Genomic DNA, 16,741 nt, shown 5'->3' with positions numbered 1-16,741 from the left:
GCGGAGCTGTATGCTTATGATAACAGTTCGGGGCGACATCATCCGCCAAGTTCACTCGGTGAGCATGGAAGTATCTCCTGCGCACGATGGATTTATCGTGTTCCGGCGAGGCGACACGAAGAAACGGATCAATATTACAACAGAGCGATACCGCTTAACGGTTCAAAAATGGCTCGAAATTGACAAGCTGATCGGTCTTGCTGGAGCGAGGTCATTGCGTGATTTGTCAGCCGAGATTGATGCTGATGGGGACCTAAGGAGCCTCACCTTCGAGCCTGAGGACGTCAACTATCCCGGCACGAAAATTTCCCTTCCAGGAGGAACGATTACCTTCGAGAAACCCTACACGAGAGAGCCGCTCGCGGATCTGATCGCCTATCAGCAGTGTATGGAAGCAATTGCCTCGCGTCGCACTTTTTTGCACCGGCTATTCTCGCTCTTGGATAGTGAGGAGGCCAATAGGATTGCCAATCCGGAGATGTACGTCTCGTTGTTCCAGTTATCGGGACGCCAAGTCGTTGAGTCGATGGCTGTCCATTACAGGAAAATCTTTGAACTGATGATTTATGCGTGTTGGACTGCGTTCGAACCTCGAATGAGCATCTCATACGAAACAAACCAGGCGAAAGCCATCTACCGTAGCTTGCGGGCGAACTTTCCTCACGAGCAAACTTTCATGGTCCCAATCTTTGCAAACAGCTTCGAGCCGATTGATCCGCAGAAGCGGAAAGGGTTCGAGTTCGATGAGCTTATGGAAGCATACGATTACTCAAGTACGATCGTGCACGAAAACGGTCCCTACCGACCGCCGTTTGACGAGCTATCGGCGCTGAAACGATTCGTCGAGTGGAATTCTCGACTTCTAACGGTGTCGGCGCTTCACCGAGTTCAGATAAGTCCGTCAGAATTTGTCTTTTGCAGATGTCGGGGAGATGGGAAGGTATTCGTTTGGATAGACGACAAGAGGCCGAAAATGGTGCCGCAAGACGCGTTCGAAGGCGCGACGCGACGTACTTTGTAGCAATTGAGATCGTGACTATGGGCTTGAACGGGCGCTTTGACGCTAGGTGTGAAGGCCTCGGAGACGACAAACAGAGAGCCGAGTACACTGACGATGCAACACTTGGTCGGAGCTACACGCTCCTGGCAGCGTCAACCGACCAGATTTTACATCGGCCATGAGGGGCGGTGTCGCTACTGCGCCGGGACCGCGGTCGGATGATTCGGAAAGCGACCGCCCTCTCCGGTTCGCCTAGCGACCGCAGTTGCGCCCAACAAATCCAATCTTGAACAACTTGTCGTTGCTTTCAGTTTGTGTCAATCTCTCCAGCGGAGGTAGAGGCTGACGTCAGTATATTGCAAGACTTCTTTTGCCGCGTCTGGTTTTGACTAATGCATCTTCAGACGCCCAGCCCCAAGCGAGATTTGTTGGGAAAGCGGCTTGTATCAGCGCACACCCCGGTGCTGGACCGAAGTGGCAGGGGGCATATTCCATGGCAACGCCAAGCGCTAGCGTAGCGCAGTACGTTCTCGACTATTTTCGTCGCGATTGGCTCGGCTACCGAGGAGACCTCATTCGCTGGACAGCAGCAAAAGCGAGACGCCATTGCTACCGCCTGCTGCAGCGGGTCAAATTTTTCGCTCATTATTCTAAACTTCCAGGAGGGCGCACATGAAGGCTGAGACAATTGAAGCTCTTGAGCGTGTTTATGATGAAATCCTTCACCTTTCGCGACTCGGTGCTACTCCGGCCCTTCGTCGCGCCGCCGCAGTAGTGTCTCGAGAGTTGGAGGAGCAAGGCGGCGCCCGCATTTTGGATCGCTGCCATCCAGATTGGCCGCACGATCATCCCCGGGGAGGTCGAGGAGAGCCTCACACCTCCTTTGGCTTTGACAGAGCATACTTTGAGCAGCAGCAGGAAGACCGACGGGCTTCGATACTCCTCGATCCCGAGGAGGCCTTGGCTAGTAAGCTTGCAGACTTCTACTTGGGACGTCTCGATGTCTTAGAGGTACGCACACCTAGAGGATTTCTCGGGGAGATCGAGCAAAGAAGTCATTCTAAGGCTGTTCAATATATCCGCGATAATCATGGCATCGTCAGTGTGCTGTCGGTGGCAACAAAAGATCGCGAAGAAGCGATCTCAATGCTACGCTGCCTCGCTTACTCGTTGGAACAGGGGACTGTTGCGCGCGAGAAGTTGGAGAAACTCCCGAAGCTCTCTGTGCTGCTGACCGAAAAGTGCGATTTGGTGAGGGTCGAAGCAGGCGCGACGCGATGGCTGAATAATGGAAGAAGATTAGAACAACAGCATCGAGAAGTGTACAGTTGCTTGGCCGACGACGCCTGCTGCACCAACCAAGCGTACACCAAATATGGTCCTTGGACTTGGCGTCTCGTTTGGGAAGACGGAAATACAAACCAGCCTCCGCCCTCAAATCCGCCGCCCTTCACTCCATCTCCTTGGCAGAACCGTTGTCCCGTCTTGGCGGCGGGCATGAATGCAACGCAGACCTCTGATTGGGGTTGGCGCACGATCAATGGTCAGCCCGACTTTCACGGCGGCATTGACATTGCTGTCCCTGTAGGCACCCCGGTCTTCAACACAGTTGCTGGCACCGTCGTCCTAGCGAACGGGCATTCTCCCGGCGGGGAAACTGGCGTTGTTGTGCGCACCGGCAATCAAACTAGAACGTATTGGCACGTCGTTCCCGGAGCAGGCATGGTCGTTGGTGCTGCCGTAACGGCTGGTCAGCAGCTAGGAGTTACTGCCGCATATCCACAACCTCACCTCCATTTCGCACTTCACAATCCACCCAACGGCGATCCGGGTCAACGCTCGGATGCAAACTCTGCCGATCCCTGTCCGTGAGGTGCCCATGCAGAAGTGGATCTATGTTCTCTCAGCTTTAGGGGCCTGTAGTCTGCTCACGAACTGCATTGACGTTACGGAGCAGGCAGTCATCGACACGGCCGAAGGGTATCGAAAGCACGTCCAGCTAAAGTTCGACGGTCAAGCGGACAGGGTTTCCGCCAGAGTGCGCTACGTCATCAATGGCAGGTCGCATGCAGCCTCGATCGTGAGGACGAGCTTTGACGGCGCTCAAACATCTAGCGTTGAACTCCCAGGAACTGAACTCGCACGACGAGGAAAGGTCGTTGCCAGTTATCTCGTAAGTTTCGATTCTGCGCCTTTTTTGAAAAACGATAGCAAGAGCGGCTCGTTTGATTTCTTTGTCGGCAGTAGGGCCAGTATCAAAGCGTCTGGCAGTGCATCCTGCGTCCGCGTAGATGATGCTCTTGCTGTTCCGTATGAACTAACGCCGAAGCCTCGCCGTGATCGCTTCGACGTAATCGCGAAGATAGGGGGCGCCCAACCGGGATGCCTACAACCGGTTCGCTCAACCGCGAGAGACGAGGTCAAACTGAAGGCGACTTGTATTGGAATGGCCTCCGTTCAACTCGGTTCTGACGAACGGCCGTTGATTGCACCTTCGCAGGTCCAATCAATTACAATTAAGCCAGCACTAGCCCGTCCTGATAACCTCACCTCCACTGTTGGTGGGTTTGTGGATCCATCGGATCCGAGTGAGGAAGCTCCCACTCCAAAGGACCCTAATGCACCAACTTGGCGCAGGGTCACTCTGAATTGGCACGGACGGAGCGATGTGCAAGAGTTTGCGGTAATCGTGTACAAAGTTGCCGACCCAACGCCATGGGAGCAGGCGTTGGTACCTAGCACTTCGACCACGTATCCTATCGCATTGCCAACGGACGCATCTTACCGTTTCGAAGTGCGAGCAAAGTATGAAGGCTGCATTACAAATAGCTTCGATTGGTCGCCGTTTGTTAGCAGCACTCCATTTGCTGTACCGAAGACTTGACCGGGAGGACGGCTGGGCCAATCTACAGCATCTATCCGCGAAATGATCAGAACGACCTGTACACCGTGGCCAGTCAGAATAGCTTATTCAGCAAACAAATGGCGCAACAGCAGAAAACGAATTATGAAAGTAAGTGACGAGATTAGGTCCAAGGTTCAGACACAAGGGTATTACGTCCGCAGCTTGCGGGTCTCCAAAAAGGGGATGATTTAGTTCAGGCGCATCGGACGGAGTGGACTTTGCAATCCGGCACCGTTACCTCCAGCCGCTAACCCAAGAGATGCAACGCCACTTTGGCTGTAACTGTCAGGCTACTCGCTACTGTGCAGCAGTGTTCTTCTGAGGTTTCGGAGGGACCAATCGCTCCCATCGAAATTCCTCTAGCGCACTTACCACGGACTGAAGCAAAACGTCGGGACGATTGGTAACAATGCGCCCGCACCGGCTTGTTGCGATCCCTCCGCTCGAAGCAGTGTAGAAAATGATGCGGGGGAGTTGCGTATCGCCGAACCTGTTCGGAAACTCCTGAGCAAACTTCTCTGCCATCGCGAAGCCGGCTGGTGGGCTCTCTTTGGTCTGCGCGTTGAACCGCGCTAAATCGTTTGCAAACTTCTGACTCAGCTCATTATTCGGGAAGGCAAAATAGAACGCGCCGCACCGATCTAGCGGAACACTCGTATCGTGCTCCCGGATAAGGTTGCTGATAACAAGATCAAAATCATACTTCCGGGCCAGATTGAGCGCCTCTTCGGTGTTGAGGGCGATCTGTAAGTCTATGCCCATATCCCGAAGAATACCTTCTTCGAGCCGATTGTTTGAGGGCCTTCCGTCCACCCAAAGCACCCGAGCCCCCGCTAGTGCTGGATATACGCGTTCGGCACGAACGAGCGCCCCATTCGCGAAGCGGAAATCAAACTCTCGATGCACCTGCAAGCCTTGGCCCTGCAATCCTCTCTGCTTGTCGAGCTCCGCCAACTTTTCAGCTGCAGCAGCGCGGTCAAACTTCAGTCCGCCAGGGAGCTCTCCATGAGTGATGCTGTTGAGCCATGTAGCAAAGAATGGCCAATTCCACACGATCATAATGAGGATGGCGACGGGCACGATCGCCTTAAGTAGCTCAGCAATACTCGAGAGCGCGGCGGGGACGTCTACCCGCTCCGACTTTGTATCGGGCGCCTTCGCGGGTTGAACGAATACCTCGACGCGACGCTGAGGTACCGTCCCACTCTCTGGCTCACCCACGCTCATGCAAGCCCCCTTGAAGCAACAATCGCAAATACAACCTAAGTGTGTTGGCGCGAGCGTATACCAGGCCGGCAGCTTCTGTCCATCAGGTGCATTCCCGCTGCCGCCAACGAGACGGGGCTAGCGCTTTCCAATGCCACTAGTTCCGACATATGAATCGAACAGGTGTAGACCCGTGGCGCTTGCGGTCGATGATTGGGAGGGCGTTCATGCCCAACCTCCGCCTACGGCGTCGAGATCAATCCACTCGCTGTCGCAACTATCCAGCGGTTGCCCCAGCGCACGATCGAATCGATCCGCCCGATGCCGGGGACGACATCGTCTCGTGCTGCCATTCGAATCCCATCGGGCCCTTCGAGCACCGCCGTTGCGCCACGAACGTCCAGCACTGCCCAACCCGCAATGGTCGTTGGTCTTGTCTCGGGGACCGATAGGAGCGGCCCCGCAGGCGCGAGCGAGCCAGTCACAGACCCGTCTGTGTCGAGAGCCGGAGAAGCTGAGCTCGAAGCTTCCGCCGATTGCGTCGCACTCGACGCTTTGGCCAGAGGCTTGGGAGCAATGCTCGCGATGGCTGTGGAGGGTCGCCCCAAAACAGGCGCTGTTCGCGAGGCTGACGCTGACGCTATCTTTCGTGCGCTTTCGGCCCTACCGCCTGACTTCGTGTCCGGCATGTGGCGCGAAGCCGTTTCTATCTGAGCAATTGGCTTCAGAGCCGAGATTGTTGCAGGACCGTACCAAGCACCAGCCCAACCGAATCCAAAGCCCCCAGTCAAGGCGGCCACGACGAGCCAAATAGTGGATTTTGAATGACTGCTGGGCGCCAATATCGCCAGGACCTCATCTCGAGTAGAGGTCGAGAAATTCAGGTGGTCGAGAGTGACGGGCCGCGCCCCGACCTCGCCCCTGCCTTGATCCGCGACCGGCTCGATCCTTTCCAAGGTATTGGCATGGTGCAATTGCATGCTGGGGTCCCTTGCGGTCGCCAATGATCATGCCGGGAACTAAACCAATCCTTAAGAGCCGGTGCACATCCGCACGAATAAGTCAGCCAGTGGATCGCGCAGGAAACGGAGCGATGCCCGGCGGACGCAGGGGCTCCTCCCATGACCGTGGGCTGTACTTTGCAACCTTGAAGGGCTGGCCTGGCCCCCGGATCTCGTGGCACGAGCACAATGAATCCCTCGCGACGCCAGATTTGCGCCGCATGGTTGCCTAGGTCGGTACGAACGGTCATGGCGGGTGGGGCGCAACACCGGGAGTTTTCGATGTCCGGTTATTTGCGATTGTGCTTCGTCAGCTTGGTTCTTGTTGAAATTCTTTCGACTGCGCCTGCATCCTCCAATCCTCTTGCCGATATCTTCAATACTGCTGCACCCCAACCTGCGGTGACCTCTCCGCCGCAAGCGGAATGCTCGGGACGCCCCGGCAACTCGACCCCCGACGGCCAGCATTGGGTCTATCGAATGGACGGGCACCGCAAATGCTGGTTCCTGACCGAGGGCACCGCGAAGGTGAAGAAGACCGTTCGTCGCCGCGCGGTCAAAGATAGCACCGCCAGTTTGGACGAGAGCGGGACCGCGCGGCCCAGGCAGAGCGGGGTCGTTGATGCCCTCGCCGAGTTGCTGCGCTCCGCACCGGCCGAACCGTCTCAGCCGCCTCACCGCGAAGTCAAGGTAGCTGATGCTGCCTCGGGTCTCGACACAGACAGCGCTCTGATGTCGGCGGCCCTCATCTCTGCGCATAACCGCCAGCCCACGCCCACGCCCTCCGTGCCCAGTCAAGTCGATGTTGAGCAACTTCTCGCGGCCGCACTGGCCAACGATGTGGTGACTCCGTCCAAAGCTCCAAATATGCCAATCGGCGTGCGCATCGCGGAGGCTGGTAACGAGGCGGCGAGCCGGACAGCAACCTGGCTCGGCGTACTGCTGATGATGCTGGGGATGCTCTCCATCTTAAGCACGAGCCGATCGCTTCGGCATGCGGTGAAATTGCGCTACTGAAGCCCGCTACACTTGGGCAGAATACCTGACGCGCTGCCGTGCGACGGAAGAGTTCTAGGCGCCCGTATAGCCAAATGGCCACGGGTACAAAGGTTCCGCGCGCCTGCACTTACTTTAGTGCTGCCTTACACGAACATGCGAGCACGATGGCGGTCCCCTTTGGATGGGACTCCGTCATGCGGTACATACTGTTCGTGGTGGACAGCAGCCGGCGAGTGATCTGCGCCGCGAAGCTCGACTGCATCGATGAGCAGGCTGCGAGATGTCGAGCCGAGCAAATGTATGGCGAGCACGACGTTGCTTTGGGAACGCGATCGGCTCGTCGCCGTGTTTCGAGGTACGACGTCGAACGAAGATCGAAGCGATCGCTTATCCTGAATAGACGGCCAGTCTCGCGCCGAGTTAGCCCGGGTCCCCAACGGCGACCTAAGACCGGACATTCTCGCGATGGCGGTTAGTGGACGTCTCGGTCCAACTCTCGCAACAATCGATGCAGGAAGTCGCTGGCGTGGTTATATTGTGCGCCGCCGTCCAGGATCTGATGAGCGAGTGGTGACACTATGTTGCCAACGGCCTCAGGGCCAATCAGTTCGGTTCGTGATGACCACAACTCTAACAGCCCGTCGGGGATGTGGTCGCTCGATCCAAATAGTTTGAGGAGCCGGCCTTCGGCTACAGCGTTATGATCATGGTGGGCCTTGACTGCATAAAAGGCGAACAAGCCCCGAAAGTCGTCACGGGAAACGGAAGGCTTAGCCATCGCAATGTCCCCCACAGAATCCTTCAAATGAATTTGCGAAATCTGGAGCTGAACGGAAGCTATTCCCTCGAAACTCTGACAGAAAAACATTCTACAGCAGACCGGGAAAAAGCGGCAAGCCTTAATCCATGCAGATGTGGCTCACTGCCGACATGTCGCGACCCGGCTTTGTTCGTCTTCTATAAAGTTAATTGCGTAGAGTGCGGTTCAAACTCGACAATAACGTCTGCTTTCGGGCGGATGGTGTCCAAGCGCCCTCCTTGCCGAGTTCACGCTGAGCCTGCCCTCTAACTCGCTTCGATCACGCTGTGGCTCGGCGTTGAGGAGTCCACGTTCTAGCTGACGGCTCTTGCTCTGCTGCCCGCTTTAGCACGCCGTCTTCTGCCGATTGCTCTGGCTTCTACGTGTCGGAGCTTACTTCGAAGCTTCTCCACTTCTCTAAGCTCCGCCACAAGCGCTTGGTGTCGTTCGCTCAGAACAGCACAAGTATAAATCTGACGCGTACTGGACATCACATGCCTCAGATAATGACTTGAAAGAAGACTTCGACGAAAAGAGAAAGGCCGAAAAATCGCTCGGCCGAGGCTCAATGAGCTAAAGCCGCATTCGCCAGATGCTCCCAATACTCTGCCTCTGCGAGCAGTTTCCAGCTCCTTTCAGGTTGTCGCGCGGCAGTCTGTCGGCACAGCGAAGGCATTGCGCGAAAGCGGCGGGCAGCTTCCATTCCAACCTCCCATGTTTTCCCCAACCTTATTTTTCAATTTTGCGATGGAGTCATCATGATTACAGGCCATAACCAAATTTATCGTTTAACGGCCTCCAGTTAGGCTCCCCTCGACGCAGCTTGCCGGGACTACTTTCGGTTTGGGCTTCACATCAGTTTCGAATGCTACTTGCTGGCGTCTTAGTGCGCGTTAAAGCGCACCTGCCCGTCATCGCGCGGAGCGTCTCGAGAGGCGTGCGGAGTAGCAACAAGCTATGCGAAGCTCGTGGGCAGGCATTGCAATGTCGGAATCCGAACCGACTGGACGCGACCGAGTTTTGTCTAGTTGGTCCGTTGCTCAGAACAGAACTATATTAGCGATCAGCCCGGCGCAAATGCCGGGCTTATTCGTTGCTCTCTTTGCAGCTCGAAAGGGCAAGCACGTGCGCCGGCTACCCGGTCATACTAGCTTCGGGATCACACGAGCGGTCTCGCTGCTCAGTCCAGCACGCTATCATTTCCCTTAACCGCTGGGGTCGTCTCACGCTCTGGGACCTGGTGCGAGCGATAGCGCGACTCGCGCTCACGAGATACCGGCCGTTCAGACGGATTGCGACCAATCTTAGCTTGGAGTTCGATAAGGTCGGTGAACACGTCGGCCTGGCGGCGCAGCCCGTCGGCGATCATCGGCGGCTGGCTGGCGATGGTGGAGATCACCGTGACCCGCACGCCGCGGCGTTGCACAGCCTCGACCAGCGAGCGAAAGTCGCCGTCACCCGAGAATAGCACCATCTGGTCGATGTGCCCGGCGAGTTCCATGGCGTCTACAGCGAGTTCGATGTCCATGTTGCCCTTGACCTTGCGGCGGCCGCACGCGTCGATGAATTCCTTGGTGGCCTTGGTGACGACCGTGTAGCCGTTGTAGTCCAGCCAGTCGACCAGCGGGCGGATCGAGGAATACTCCTGATCCTCGATGATGGCGGTGTAGTAGAATGCCCGCAGCAGCGTCCCGCGACTTTGAAATTCACTGAGTAGGCGCTTGTAATCGATATCGAAGTTGAGCGTCTTCGCTGTGGCATGGAAATTGGCTCCATCGATGAAAAGCGCAATCTTGCTGGGAGATGACATGGCGGACGATCTCTGGGCGCGAAGTGCCATGCTGCGGGCCCAGTGCATGTGAACCCGCCAATGAGACGGCACTTCCAAGGTTTGTGTCGAAGCGTGACCTCGGAAAGCTATACCGTAGTCCTTTAACCTTCAAACAGTTTGTCGGGCCGCAAGCAGCGCGGGAGATTGGGCCAGCGCTATCAACTGTTCGCCCTCGGCAGTTTTTTCGCAGCGCAACCGTAGGACGCCTCACTCCTGCGCCACCTCGGAGGGCGCGCACAAGCTCAGGGCATCCACGCACTACCCGAGATGATGTACGATGGCCCGATTAGACGTTCGCTGAGTTGTAGATGAGGGATGAGGCTTCGCAGATGCGAACATGGAGCCGCATTCGCGCGGCTCATTTCGTTATGCACCTGCAATTGCGCCTGACAGCTGCCCATAAAACGGCGTACCGAGCTCGCCGTCTCTTCCAACTGGTAGCGTCGATGCCATCGGCAGGCTGCAGACACGGCTCTGCATCACATCATCCAACTGTCGCACCGCCGTTGGCGCGCGCAATCTCTAATTGAAACAGCCCGACGGTTGTTTATAATCTGACGTGCAATTTTCCAATATTTTCATTTCGGAGTTTCCTCATGACCACCATTCGCATTCAAACGATCCAAATTCCCGCGAATTCCTGTGATGCGGACTGCATGCCCTTGCGGCACAACAAATGGCAAATTGACTTCCCAATTGTGGACCCTGCTCGGATAGGGATCGGATACCTGGTTGAACCAGCACCGTTTGTCTTCACTCCCGTGCCGTTCGCGATGCACGACCACCATTACTCATCGAACAATACACCCGATTCTGCTCGCGCCAATGTAACCTATCGGTTCACCGCCGCTGCCATCGTAAGAGATCTCATCGTTGTTCAGCACACAAATGGCATCACCGAAATCGAGGGCGCGGTCTCCGACACGGGAGCGGCCGGAAGTTGGCAGAGCATCGGCATCGCGAAGAGCCGCCTCGTCACTGATCCAGTGAGCGGAGCTACCCCGACTGGAGCCAATATGTTTGTCGAGGGTTCAAGAGATTTGTTCGTGTTTCCAAACCCCGCGGCTGCCAGGCCGTATTTGCGGATCGTGATCCATAAGACCTCCTTACTTGACGGCTGGGCAACCTACAGGATCTATCCACGAAACGATCAGAACGATCCCTACACCGTGGCCAGTCAGAATAGCTTGATGACAAGAGCGGGCCAGGTCGTAACACCGTAACCCAAGCTTCTTACATCGATTTTGTCGTCTGCCGCGGTCTGTTTGCGGCAGACGACACATCCCTTAGATCCAATCGCATGAGGAGTCTCGACGTGAGCCGCAGCTACAAAGGTCGGTACAAAACGATCACCACCCTCCTGATTTCAGCTGTATTGTTTTCATTTGCTATCGCATCTGCACAGGCGCAGTCACCGGCGTGCTCCTGCACCTTCAAGGAGGCCCCATGGGAAGCGTATGGGACCAAGGCAGCCTGCACCACGATTACAAGAAAGGGCGGGACCTCTTGCGAGATCGAATTTGGCGGATTGAGCGCCGACCCGCGGATTGCGTCGGCTCTCGGGATCGACGCAGACGACCCATCGAAAGTTTACCAAGTCTTGGAGACGTTCTTACGACTTCTTAGAAACAATGACAGAGCGACCCTTAGTCAACCGCGGTTTCTGTCGGAAGCGCTACCGATATTCATGCGAGGCGCGTACCTCCGCCCACCGCACGGGGACTTGAACGCCGGCCAGGTGAGATCGCTCGACAGAGCCGTCAAAATGTTCGCAGACAAGTACTCCGACCAAGTCAGCAAAGTATTCCTAGGAAGCACTTCGGAATTCTCGACGACGATCGATGAAGCAAGCTTCACGGTCGGCCCGGGGTACGTTGTGGTCAGGCATCCATTCGCCGTCCTCGTCACGAGATACTTGCCCCAGGAGTAACTCAAATGCCTGAACTCCCGTGGTGCGTATTTCTTGAGTGGGGCTGGACATTTTGGATACCAGTGCTGGCCATGGCGGCTATCCTGATTGTCTGGCTTGGCTTCTTGGTCTTACGGAGTGACGGCTCTCTGAGCCTCGGCTATGAAAAGATAAAGGTCGTCACGAAAGGCAACGGCCCCCTCGGTGTTGTAGTGACAGCAGTGATACTCATCGGCGTCGGCTACAGTGTTTATGAAGGATACAGAACTCTCAAGGACGCATATTTCGTTGCTCTAAACACACCCGGAAGAGAACTAGAGCAGATACGAAACGATCTTCAAAGCGAGACCCGCGTAGAGTTGCTCATAAAAGATCCAGCGAAGAAGTTTTCAGTCGCCGGCAATTATCGAGGCGCGTGCGTTCCCGATCTATTCGAGTCAATTTGCCGGAAGTACGCGCCGCGCATTGTTTGCGAAACATCGGTATGGAAACGCACTCTGGTGGTTGATGTAAGGAAGCCTTGACGCGCAATCGCGGCGACGCAGAATGCAATCACACTGATATTGAAGAGAGCGCGGGGCGAAAAATGAAAGGGCCTCGGATGAGGCCCTTGATACTATCGCCTTGGATTGACGATGTGCATTTGTGTCGAGAGAAATATGAACAAGAGGCCAGAGAGAGCGGCGGATAGAACGTAGTCGCTGTTTGAAGCAGCAAGGGCAGCGGTTAGCGCCGCAAGTCCCGCGAGAACGGGTCGCCACCCGCCAAAAAGCCAGCCGCCGATCGACCAAACCACCATCGCTAACAGGATGAGAAAGATAGCCTTGGGCGGCTCAATCAGGTGGCTCAGCAAGCCGCCTCCCGCAGCAATAGCGGCAATGACCATCAGCACTATTGAGGCTAATCCCAACTCATTCCAAGCCTGATGGCCAGGAGGATCTGTTGATGCGGAGAAGCGTAAGGGCATTGGCGGAAACTCCTGTGTTCGCGCATCCGCTGCAAATGCTGCGCCAGCAAAGTTCCTTCTCTGTTCTGATGATAACACAACAGCCGTCGCCCGCAACTCGCCAGGCTACTCTCTTTCAATACCACAGCGCGGAACTTGCCGTTGATCCCCGCACTATCGCAGATCATCGCGTATGAACGGGCCTGCGCCACATGAGTTCCAGTAACGATGGGAGGCAGCGCGCGTTCGTGAGCACGAATACGGCGCCAGCTATGATGGTCCGAACGATGTCGCGGCGCGATGCAAAAAATGGCCCGGTTAACCCCCGGGGCGCTCGTATCACTCGGCTTCGCTTTCAGCGCCGGTGTCGTCTGAGACGTCTTGTTCTTCGAGGTCTTCTTTAGGGTCTTCGTCTTCCTGCCCCTCCTCTTCTTCCGGCTCTCCTTCCCGATCTTCCTCGTCTTCTTCAAAACCGATATCGAGCTCCTTGTAGTCGACCTCGCATCGGCCTGTTTCATCTCTTTCTAGGAGACCGCCGCACTCCGTACACCGTTGAACGAAGAAAATGCGCTCCTCATCGATGAAAGCCTGTCGGCACTCTGGGCACCAGAGAAAGTCAGACATTCTGCGCCTCCTTCTTCTGACGCGGCCTTCTCGCTTTCTTGAGAGCCGCACTCTCTTGAGCGATTTGCTCCTTGAGCGTCTTGAGTTCGGCGTCGATCGCCGTCTTCTGTGCAACCAACTCCGTTATGCGCTTCAGTCGATCCATTACGCTTCTCCTATGTTCAGCGTTTTGCCGCCGGGTTGAAGCCATGGCTGGTTGACGGCATATCCAGCCATGGATGGCTTGACGCCAGAGGTGATTGTCGGCACCACCTGAGCGCCAAATCGGTTTGCAAACTTGCCCGCCATCATTCCGCAGAGATCGATGATGTTGTTGACGCGGATCTGGTTTGTGGAAGTGAACAGGACCGTAAGATTCGGCAAACCGAATTGGGTGTGAAAGGTCCGCTGCTCGAGGACGTTGACGTAGCCAGCGATCTTTGTTTCGATCGCTTGCCGGTCGCGGTTCGCCGTGATGAGCGGCTCCGACGCAAGATCGACCTCAACGACCAGAAAACGATACGTGCCGTTGGGGTACCTAATGCCGATCGGTCCAATGTCAGGCTTGAGCTTGTATTGGTAGTCCTTGCCCTTGAAGTGGAAGGCTACAGGAAAGAAGTCGCCTGCTGTCGCGGGCGTGTTGGGATTGCTGAGAATTTGCTTGTGCGCGATGAGGCGTTCGCGTGCACCGATTTCAAAGGACGCCGCGACTTGGCTCTCGGTGAGCTGGTGGAGGAATTGTTTTGACGTTTCTGGGAGATGGTAGTCGCAGCCCATTTCAATGAGCTTGCCGACACCTTTTTGTGTGAGCTGGAATGCCTTGGGGAAGCTGAGCCACGCTGAGCGGTGTTTGTCCTGCGTGTCGGTCCAGCGGATAAAGCCGTTGTCTTTGAGTTTTTTGGTTCGGAAGATGATCGAGGAGTACGAGCGCTTTGTGATGGCGCAGAGATCATCCGGCAGCAAAAGGCTGTGTCGCCCGATGGCCTTTAAGATTTCGAGATCGCCGTGTACATCTGGTTTGATCGTTTTCATAGCGGAGAAGATAGATCCGCCGGACTCGGCGAATAAGTCGGCAGCTATGAACATCCTCGGGCGACGGTGATGCTCGATGGAGCGCTATGTGCGTGCCCGACTGATTCATTAAATTTTGGTAATCACTGTCTCCAGGGAGATGGCTCGTTGGCTTCGTCAGTTGGCGGTGCGCTGACAACGGGTTTTGAAAAGGGGTGCCGTTTGTCGGTTAAGCCTGTTGGCACGGCCTCTGTCGGTTCGGTGGCGAGCAACGACGGCACCTCTGGCGGCTGTTCTTGTGGTTCAAGACCATACAGGCGCTGCATACGTTCTCGATGTTCACGACGCTCGCTTGATGACATTTCTTCAAGAGGGATCTCCGCGACGGGGATTTCTACGATTTGAGGCTCTTCGCCACGGACATGCATGGCGAATTGGCCGACGGGGAGCCTATGCATACGCTCCTCTGGGACGTGAAGAAGCTTGCTGAAATAGCTCGCCTCTGCATCGACGTTGACCATTTTGATGGCGCAGTTTTCTAACGCACTCAGAACGTCCGGGTCTTTGATCTGCGAGGACGACTGGTGGGCGAGAACGAGCCCGATATTCTGCGATCGACAACGATAAATGATTTCAGCGACGGTACTGTCGATGATGGTGTCCGCTTCATCGACGTAGACGTAGACAGGTCGCTTCTCGTGTCGTGGTCTCGATGATCGTGCCGTAGCCGCTGCCCATATCTGAGCCATGATGTATCGACCGAGAAATTTCGACCCTTCGATATGAAGTTTGTCCCAGGAGTTGTCGATCAAAACGATATCGCCATCGTCCATCGACTCCGCGATGTTGAAGCGAGTTTTGGGAGCCGAGAACATCGTTCTAATGATGTCGATCTCGAAGAGGAGCTGCAGTCGCCAACCGAGTTCATTTCTGGTTGCATCATATGTACTCCAGCCTCCGTGTTTACTCGTGTCGAAGAGGTGCTGGAGATCAGGTGGAAGCGATTGAAGGCGGGCGCGATACGGTTCTGGACCTCTGGTAAGGAGGTCTTGGACGGTTACGAGGGTCGCGTCAGGAATTGCAAGAATACAGGCTCGCAGCAGCGAGCGAAGCAATGCTTGCTGCTTTGGAGTAATGCCTGCTCCTAGGATGGCGCCGAAGATGTATTCGATTTGGTCTACGGCGCGTTTGGTATCGTTCTTTGATACGTCAAGGGGATTGATCGCGAACGGGACGAACGTCGGATCGAGAGTAACGAGAAGATCACCGAGGGCAAGATTTTTGATCGCATTGATGACGTCGCCCTTCGGGTCGATAACGATGACGGCCGCATCCGTGGAAATGTCTTCCGAGATCATATGGAGCAGGAGATTTGATTTGCCCATCCCCTGAGCGGCAACAATCCAATGACCTGAGAATCTAACGTCGCTCATAGCTTAAAGGGCTTCGGCTGCCAGCGCTCTTCTTCTTGTCTTTTAGCTTCTCGCTCAGCCTCTTCCTTTGCCTCCTTTTGTTTCAGCTTCTGCCATTCTTTGTCAAACTGCTCGTGCAGCTTGGCCCTCTCTTTTTCACGCTGCGCAGCTTCTAGATCGATTTGATGCATCCATTCGGCGTACAGATGTTGCTGCAGCTCTATCTCGGCATTGAATATCTGTTCGCTCTGCAGCGAGTAGAAATTGTCGACGGTCGGCTTGATATGCTGCTGGACGAACTCGGACTCAGACAGACGAAGTTTTGGATTGAAGAAGTGAGTGATGATGTTGCTTCTACTCATTTCGACCATCAATTCCGCATAGGCATCTTTGATAGCCGCCTGACAGGCCTCATCATCACCCGGAGTCTTATCGAAGCCGTACCGCTTATCTTTGATGTACTTGCTAACCGCCTTCTTGTAGCAATCGACGGAACAGAACCAATAGGGCATGCCGAAGAACGAACCGTCTTGATCAATCGCCTCACAGGAAGAAACGCTAGTGTCGAGATTGCCCGGCCGATGGCGAGTGCCGCAGGTTAGACATCTATCCTCTGCAATAGGCATCGCTATTTCTTCTTGTTTAATTCATCAAGAAACAACTGTTTCATTTCGGCGCGTTCGGCAGCCTTCAAGACTGGTATGGCCTGGAGCCACATAACAACGCCGACACCAGTTATGACGTAGCCAGTCGGTCGGGTGCTTTCGAACCACCAAGGCATGACGATGTACATTGTGCCGACCAGGGCGACGAAGAGACCGGCCGTGCCGATAAGCACTCGGACCAACTGCATATTGGTCAACATGGGTTGCCTCCCAAGAGGAGGCGGTCAGCGTGAGGTCAGTGTTGGAATACTGGCCGTGTCTGACCGCCCGCTCCTCTTACTTCGGAGCGTCGGACCTGGCCTTCGCACATCTCTCCAAATATTCAGAAACCTCGCGCGACCACCAGACGCGTGGCGAACCGCGATAGTTCGAGAGCTTAAAGCTCTGCGGAAATCTTTTCGCCTTCTCCAAGCGATCAAGGTGAGTACGACTGTAAGGAATTCCGAAATCTGAA

15 protein-coding genes are annotated in these 16,741 nt (G+C 55.4%); 5 read left to right on the top strand and 10 right to left on the bottom strand.

The window, feature by feature from the left end:
• The first annotated feature begins 58 nt into the window (after nucleotides 1–58).
• Together XI03_RS11725 and XI03_RS11720 are read left to right on the top strand one after the other, a co-directional pair.
• Nucleotides 59–1,021: a hypothetical protein gene (locus XI03_RS11725; protein WP_271592221.1), complete on the top strand. Its 963-nt coding sequence runs from the start codon at nucleotides 59–61 to the stop codon at nucleotides 1,019–1,021.
• Nucleotides 1,022–1,672: 651 nt separating this feature from the next.
• On the top strand, nucleotides 1,673–2,872 hold the full coding sequence (locus tag XI03_RS11720; protein WP_271592220.1) for a M23 family metallopeptidase: 1,200 nt from the start codon (nucleotides 1,673–1,675) through the stop codon (nucleotides 2,870–2,872).
• Between the two features lie 1,330 nt (nucleotides 2,873–4,202).
• Here the strand turns inward: XI03_RS11720 and XI03_RS11710 are convergent.
• Entirely contained in the window at nucleotides 4,203–5,132 is a 930-nt protein-coding gene (locus XI03_RS11710; RefSeq protein WP_271592219.1) for a response regulator receiver protein, read from the bottom strand.
• A 1,262-nt stretch (nucleotides 5,133–6,394) separates the two neighbouring features.
• Between XI03_RS11710 and XI03_RS11705 the strand changes: the two genes are divergently transcribed.
• Nucleotides 6,395–7,129, top strand: a complete 735-nt coding sequence (locus XI03_RS11705; protein WP_271592218.1) for a hypothetical protein — start codon at nucleotides 6,395–6,397, stop codon at nucleotides 7,127–7,129.
• 454 nt (nucleotides 7,130–7,583) lie between these two features.
• Here the strand turns inward: XI03_RS11705 and XI03_RS11700 are convergent, their stop codons facing one another.
• Nucleotides 7,584–7,889 (bottom strand): hypothetical protein, encoded by a 306-nt coding sequence (locus XI03_RS11700; RefSeq protein ID WP_271592217.1) that lies wholly within the window; start codon nucleotides 7,887–7,889, stop codon nucleotides 7,584–7,586.
• A 1,201-nt stretch (nucleotides 7,890–9,090) separates the two neighbouring features.
• Nucleotides 9,091–9,720, bottom strand: coding sequence for a LabA-like NYN domain-containing protein (locus tag XI03_RS11695; RefSeq protein WP_271592216.1), 630 nt, complete (start codon nucleotides 9,718–9,720; stop codon nucleotides 9,091–9,093).
• A gap of 617 nt (nucleotides 9,721–10,337) precedes the next feature.
• Here XI03_RS11695 and XI03_RS11690 point away from each other — a divergent pair.
• Both XI03_RS11690 and XI03_RS11685 read left to right on the top strand, forming a co-directional pair.
• Nucleotides 10,338–10,964, top strand: coding sequence for a hypothetical protein (locus XI03_RS11690; protein ID WP_271592215.1), 627 nt, complete (start codon nucleotides 10,338–10,340; stop codon nucleotides 10,962–10,964).
• A gap of 712 nt (nucleotides 10,965–11,676) precedes the next feature.
• Nucleotides 11,677–12,174, top strand: coding sequence for a hypothetical protein (locus tag XI03_RS11685; RefSeq protein WP_271592214.1), 498 nt, complete (start codon nucleotides 11,677–11,679; stop codon nucleotides 12,172–12,174).
• Nucleotides 12,175–12,266: 92 nt separating this feature from the next.
• Here the strand turns inward: XI03_RS11685 and XI03_RS11680 are convergent, their stop codons facing one another.
• The 7 genes from XI03_RS11680 to XI03_RS11650 all read right to left on the bottom strand — a co-directional run bounded on the left by XI03_RS11680 (nucleotide 12,267) and on the right by XI03_RS11650 (nucleotide 16,487).
• Complete coding sequence (locus XI03_RS11680) at nucleotides 12,267–12,617, bottom strand: hypothetical protein (protein ID WP_271592213.1); 351 nt, start codon at nucleotides 12,615–12,617, stop codon at nucleotides 12,267–12,269.
• 318 nt (nucleotides 12,618–12,935) lie between these two features.
• Nucleotides 12,936–13,220, bottom strand: coding sequence for a hypothetical protein (locus XI03_RS11675; RefSeq protein ID WP_271592212.1), 285 nt, complete (start codon nucleotides 13,218–13,220; stop codon nucleotides 12,936–12,938).
• Entirely contained in the window at nucleotides 13,213–13,365 is a 153-nt protein-coding gene (locus XI03_RS11670) for a hypothetical protein (RefSeq protein WP_271592211.1), read from the bottom strand. Before XI03_RS11670 ends, XI03_RS11675 begins: the two co-directional genes overlap by 8 nt.
• Nucleotides 13,365–14,231 (bottom strand): hypothetical protein, encoded by an 867-nt coding sequence (locus tag XI03_RS11665; RefSeq protein ID WP_271592210.1) that lies wholly within the window; start codon nucleotides 14,229–14,231, stop codon nucleotides 13,365–13,367. The genes XI03_RS11670 and XI03_RS11665 overlap by 1 nt, the downstream gene beginning before the upstream one ends.
• A gap of 122 nt (nucleotides 14,232–14,353) precedes the next feature.
• Nucleotides 14,354–15,643 carry a type IV secretory system conjugative DNA transfer family protein gene (locus XI03_RS11660; protein WP_271592209.1) on the bottom strand — a complete coding sequence of 430 codons (1,290 nt, stop codon included), beginning with the start codon at nucleotides 15,641–15,643 and terminating at the stop codon, nucleotides 14,354–14,356.
• Nucleotides 15,640–16,248, bottom strand: coding sequence for a hypothetical protein (locus XI03_RS11655; protein WP_271592208.1), 609 nt, complete (start codon nucleotides 16,246–16,248; stop codon nucleotides 15,640–15,642). Before XI03_RS11655 ends, XI03_RS11660 begins: the two co-directional genes overlap by 4 nt.
• Before the next feature lie 2 nt (nucleotides 16,249–16,250).
• Nucleotides 16,251–16,487 carry a hypothetical protein gene (locus XI03_RS11650; RefSeq protein WP_271592207.1) on the bottom strand — a complete coding sequence of 79 codons (237 nt, stop codon included), beginning with the start codon at nucleotides 16,485–16,487 and terminating at the stop codon, nucleotides 16,251–16,253.
• Nucleotides 16,488–16,741 lie beyond the last annotated feature (254 nt).

The sequence above is a fragment of the Bradyrhizobium sp. CCBAU 65884 genome (assembly GCF_028128835.1).
GTDB lineage: Bacteria > Pseudomonadota > Alphaproteobacteria > Rhizobiales > Xanthobacteraceae > Bradyrhizobium > Bradyrhizobium ottawaense.
Note: the sequence above shows the minus strand (reverse complement) of the source record. Positions and strands in the feature narration are given on the sequence as shown.

Excerpts from the sequence above, each read along its gene's own strand:
- XI03_RS11720 (WP_271592220.1), top strand. The coding sequence starts at position 1,673 with ATGAAGGCTGAGACAATTGAAGCTCTTGAGCGTGTTTATGATGAAATC.
- XI03_RS11710 (WP_271592219.1), bottom strand. The coding sequence starts at position 5,132 with ATGAGCGTGGGTGAGCCAGAGAGTGGGACGGTACCTCAGCGTCGCGTC.
- XI03_RS11705 (WP_271592218.1), top strand. The coding sequence starts at position 6,395 with ATGTCCGGTTATTTGCGATTGTGCTTCGTCAGCTTGGTTCTTGTTGAA.
- XI03_RS11700 (WP_271592217.1), bottom strand. The coding sequence starts at position 7,889 with ATGGCTAAGCCTTCCGTTTCCCGTGACGACTTTCGGGGCTTGTTCGCC.
- XI03_RS11695 (WP_271592216.1), bottom strand. The coding sequence starts at position 9,720 with ATGTCATCTCCCAGCAAGATTGCGCTTTTCATCGATGGAGCCAATTTC.
- XI03_RS11690 (WP_271592215.1), top strand. The coding sequence starts at position 10,338 with ATGACCACCATTCGCATTCAAACGATCCAAATTCCCGCGAATTCCTGT.
- XI03_RS11685 (WP_271592214.1), top strand. The coding sequence starts at position 11,677 with ATGCCTGAACTCCCGTGGTGCGTATTTCTTGAGTGGGGCTGGACATTT.
- XI03_RS11680 (WP_271592213.1), bottom strand. The coding sequence starts at position 12,617 with ATGCCCTTACGCTTCTCCGCATCAACAGATCCTCCTGGCCATCAGGCT.
- XI03_RS11675 (WP_271592212.1), bottom strand. The coding sequence starts at position 13,220 with ATGTCTGACTTTCTCTGGTGCCCAGAGTGCCGACAGGCTTTCATCGAT.
- XI03_RS11670 (WP_271592211.1), bottom strand. The coding sequence starts at position 13,365 with ATGGATCGACTGAAGCGCATAACGGAGTTGGTTGCACAGAAGACGGCG.
- XI03_RS11665 (WP_271592210.1), bottom strand. The coding sequence starts at position 14,231 with ATGAAAACGATCAAACCAGATGTACACGGCGATCTCGAAATCTTAAAG.
- XI03_RS11660 (WP_271592209.1), bottom strand. The coding sequence starts at position 15,643 with ATGAGCGACGTTAGATTCTCAGGTCATTGGATTGTTGCCGCTCAGGGG.
- XI03_RS11655 (WP_271592208.1), bottom strand. The coding sequence starts at position 16,248 with ATGCCTATTGCAGAGGATAGATGTCTAACCTGCGGCACTCGCCATCGG.
- XI03_RS11650 (WP_271592207.1), bottom strand. The coding sequence starts at position 16,487 with ATGTTGACCAATATGCAGTTGGTCCGAGTGCTTATCGGCACGGCCGGT.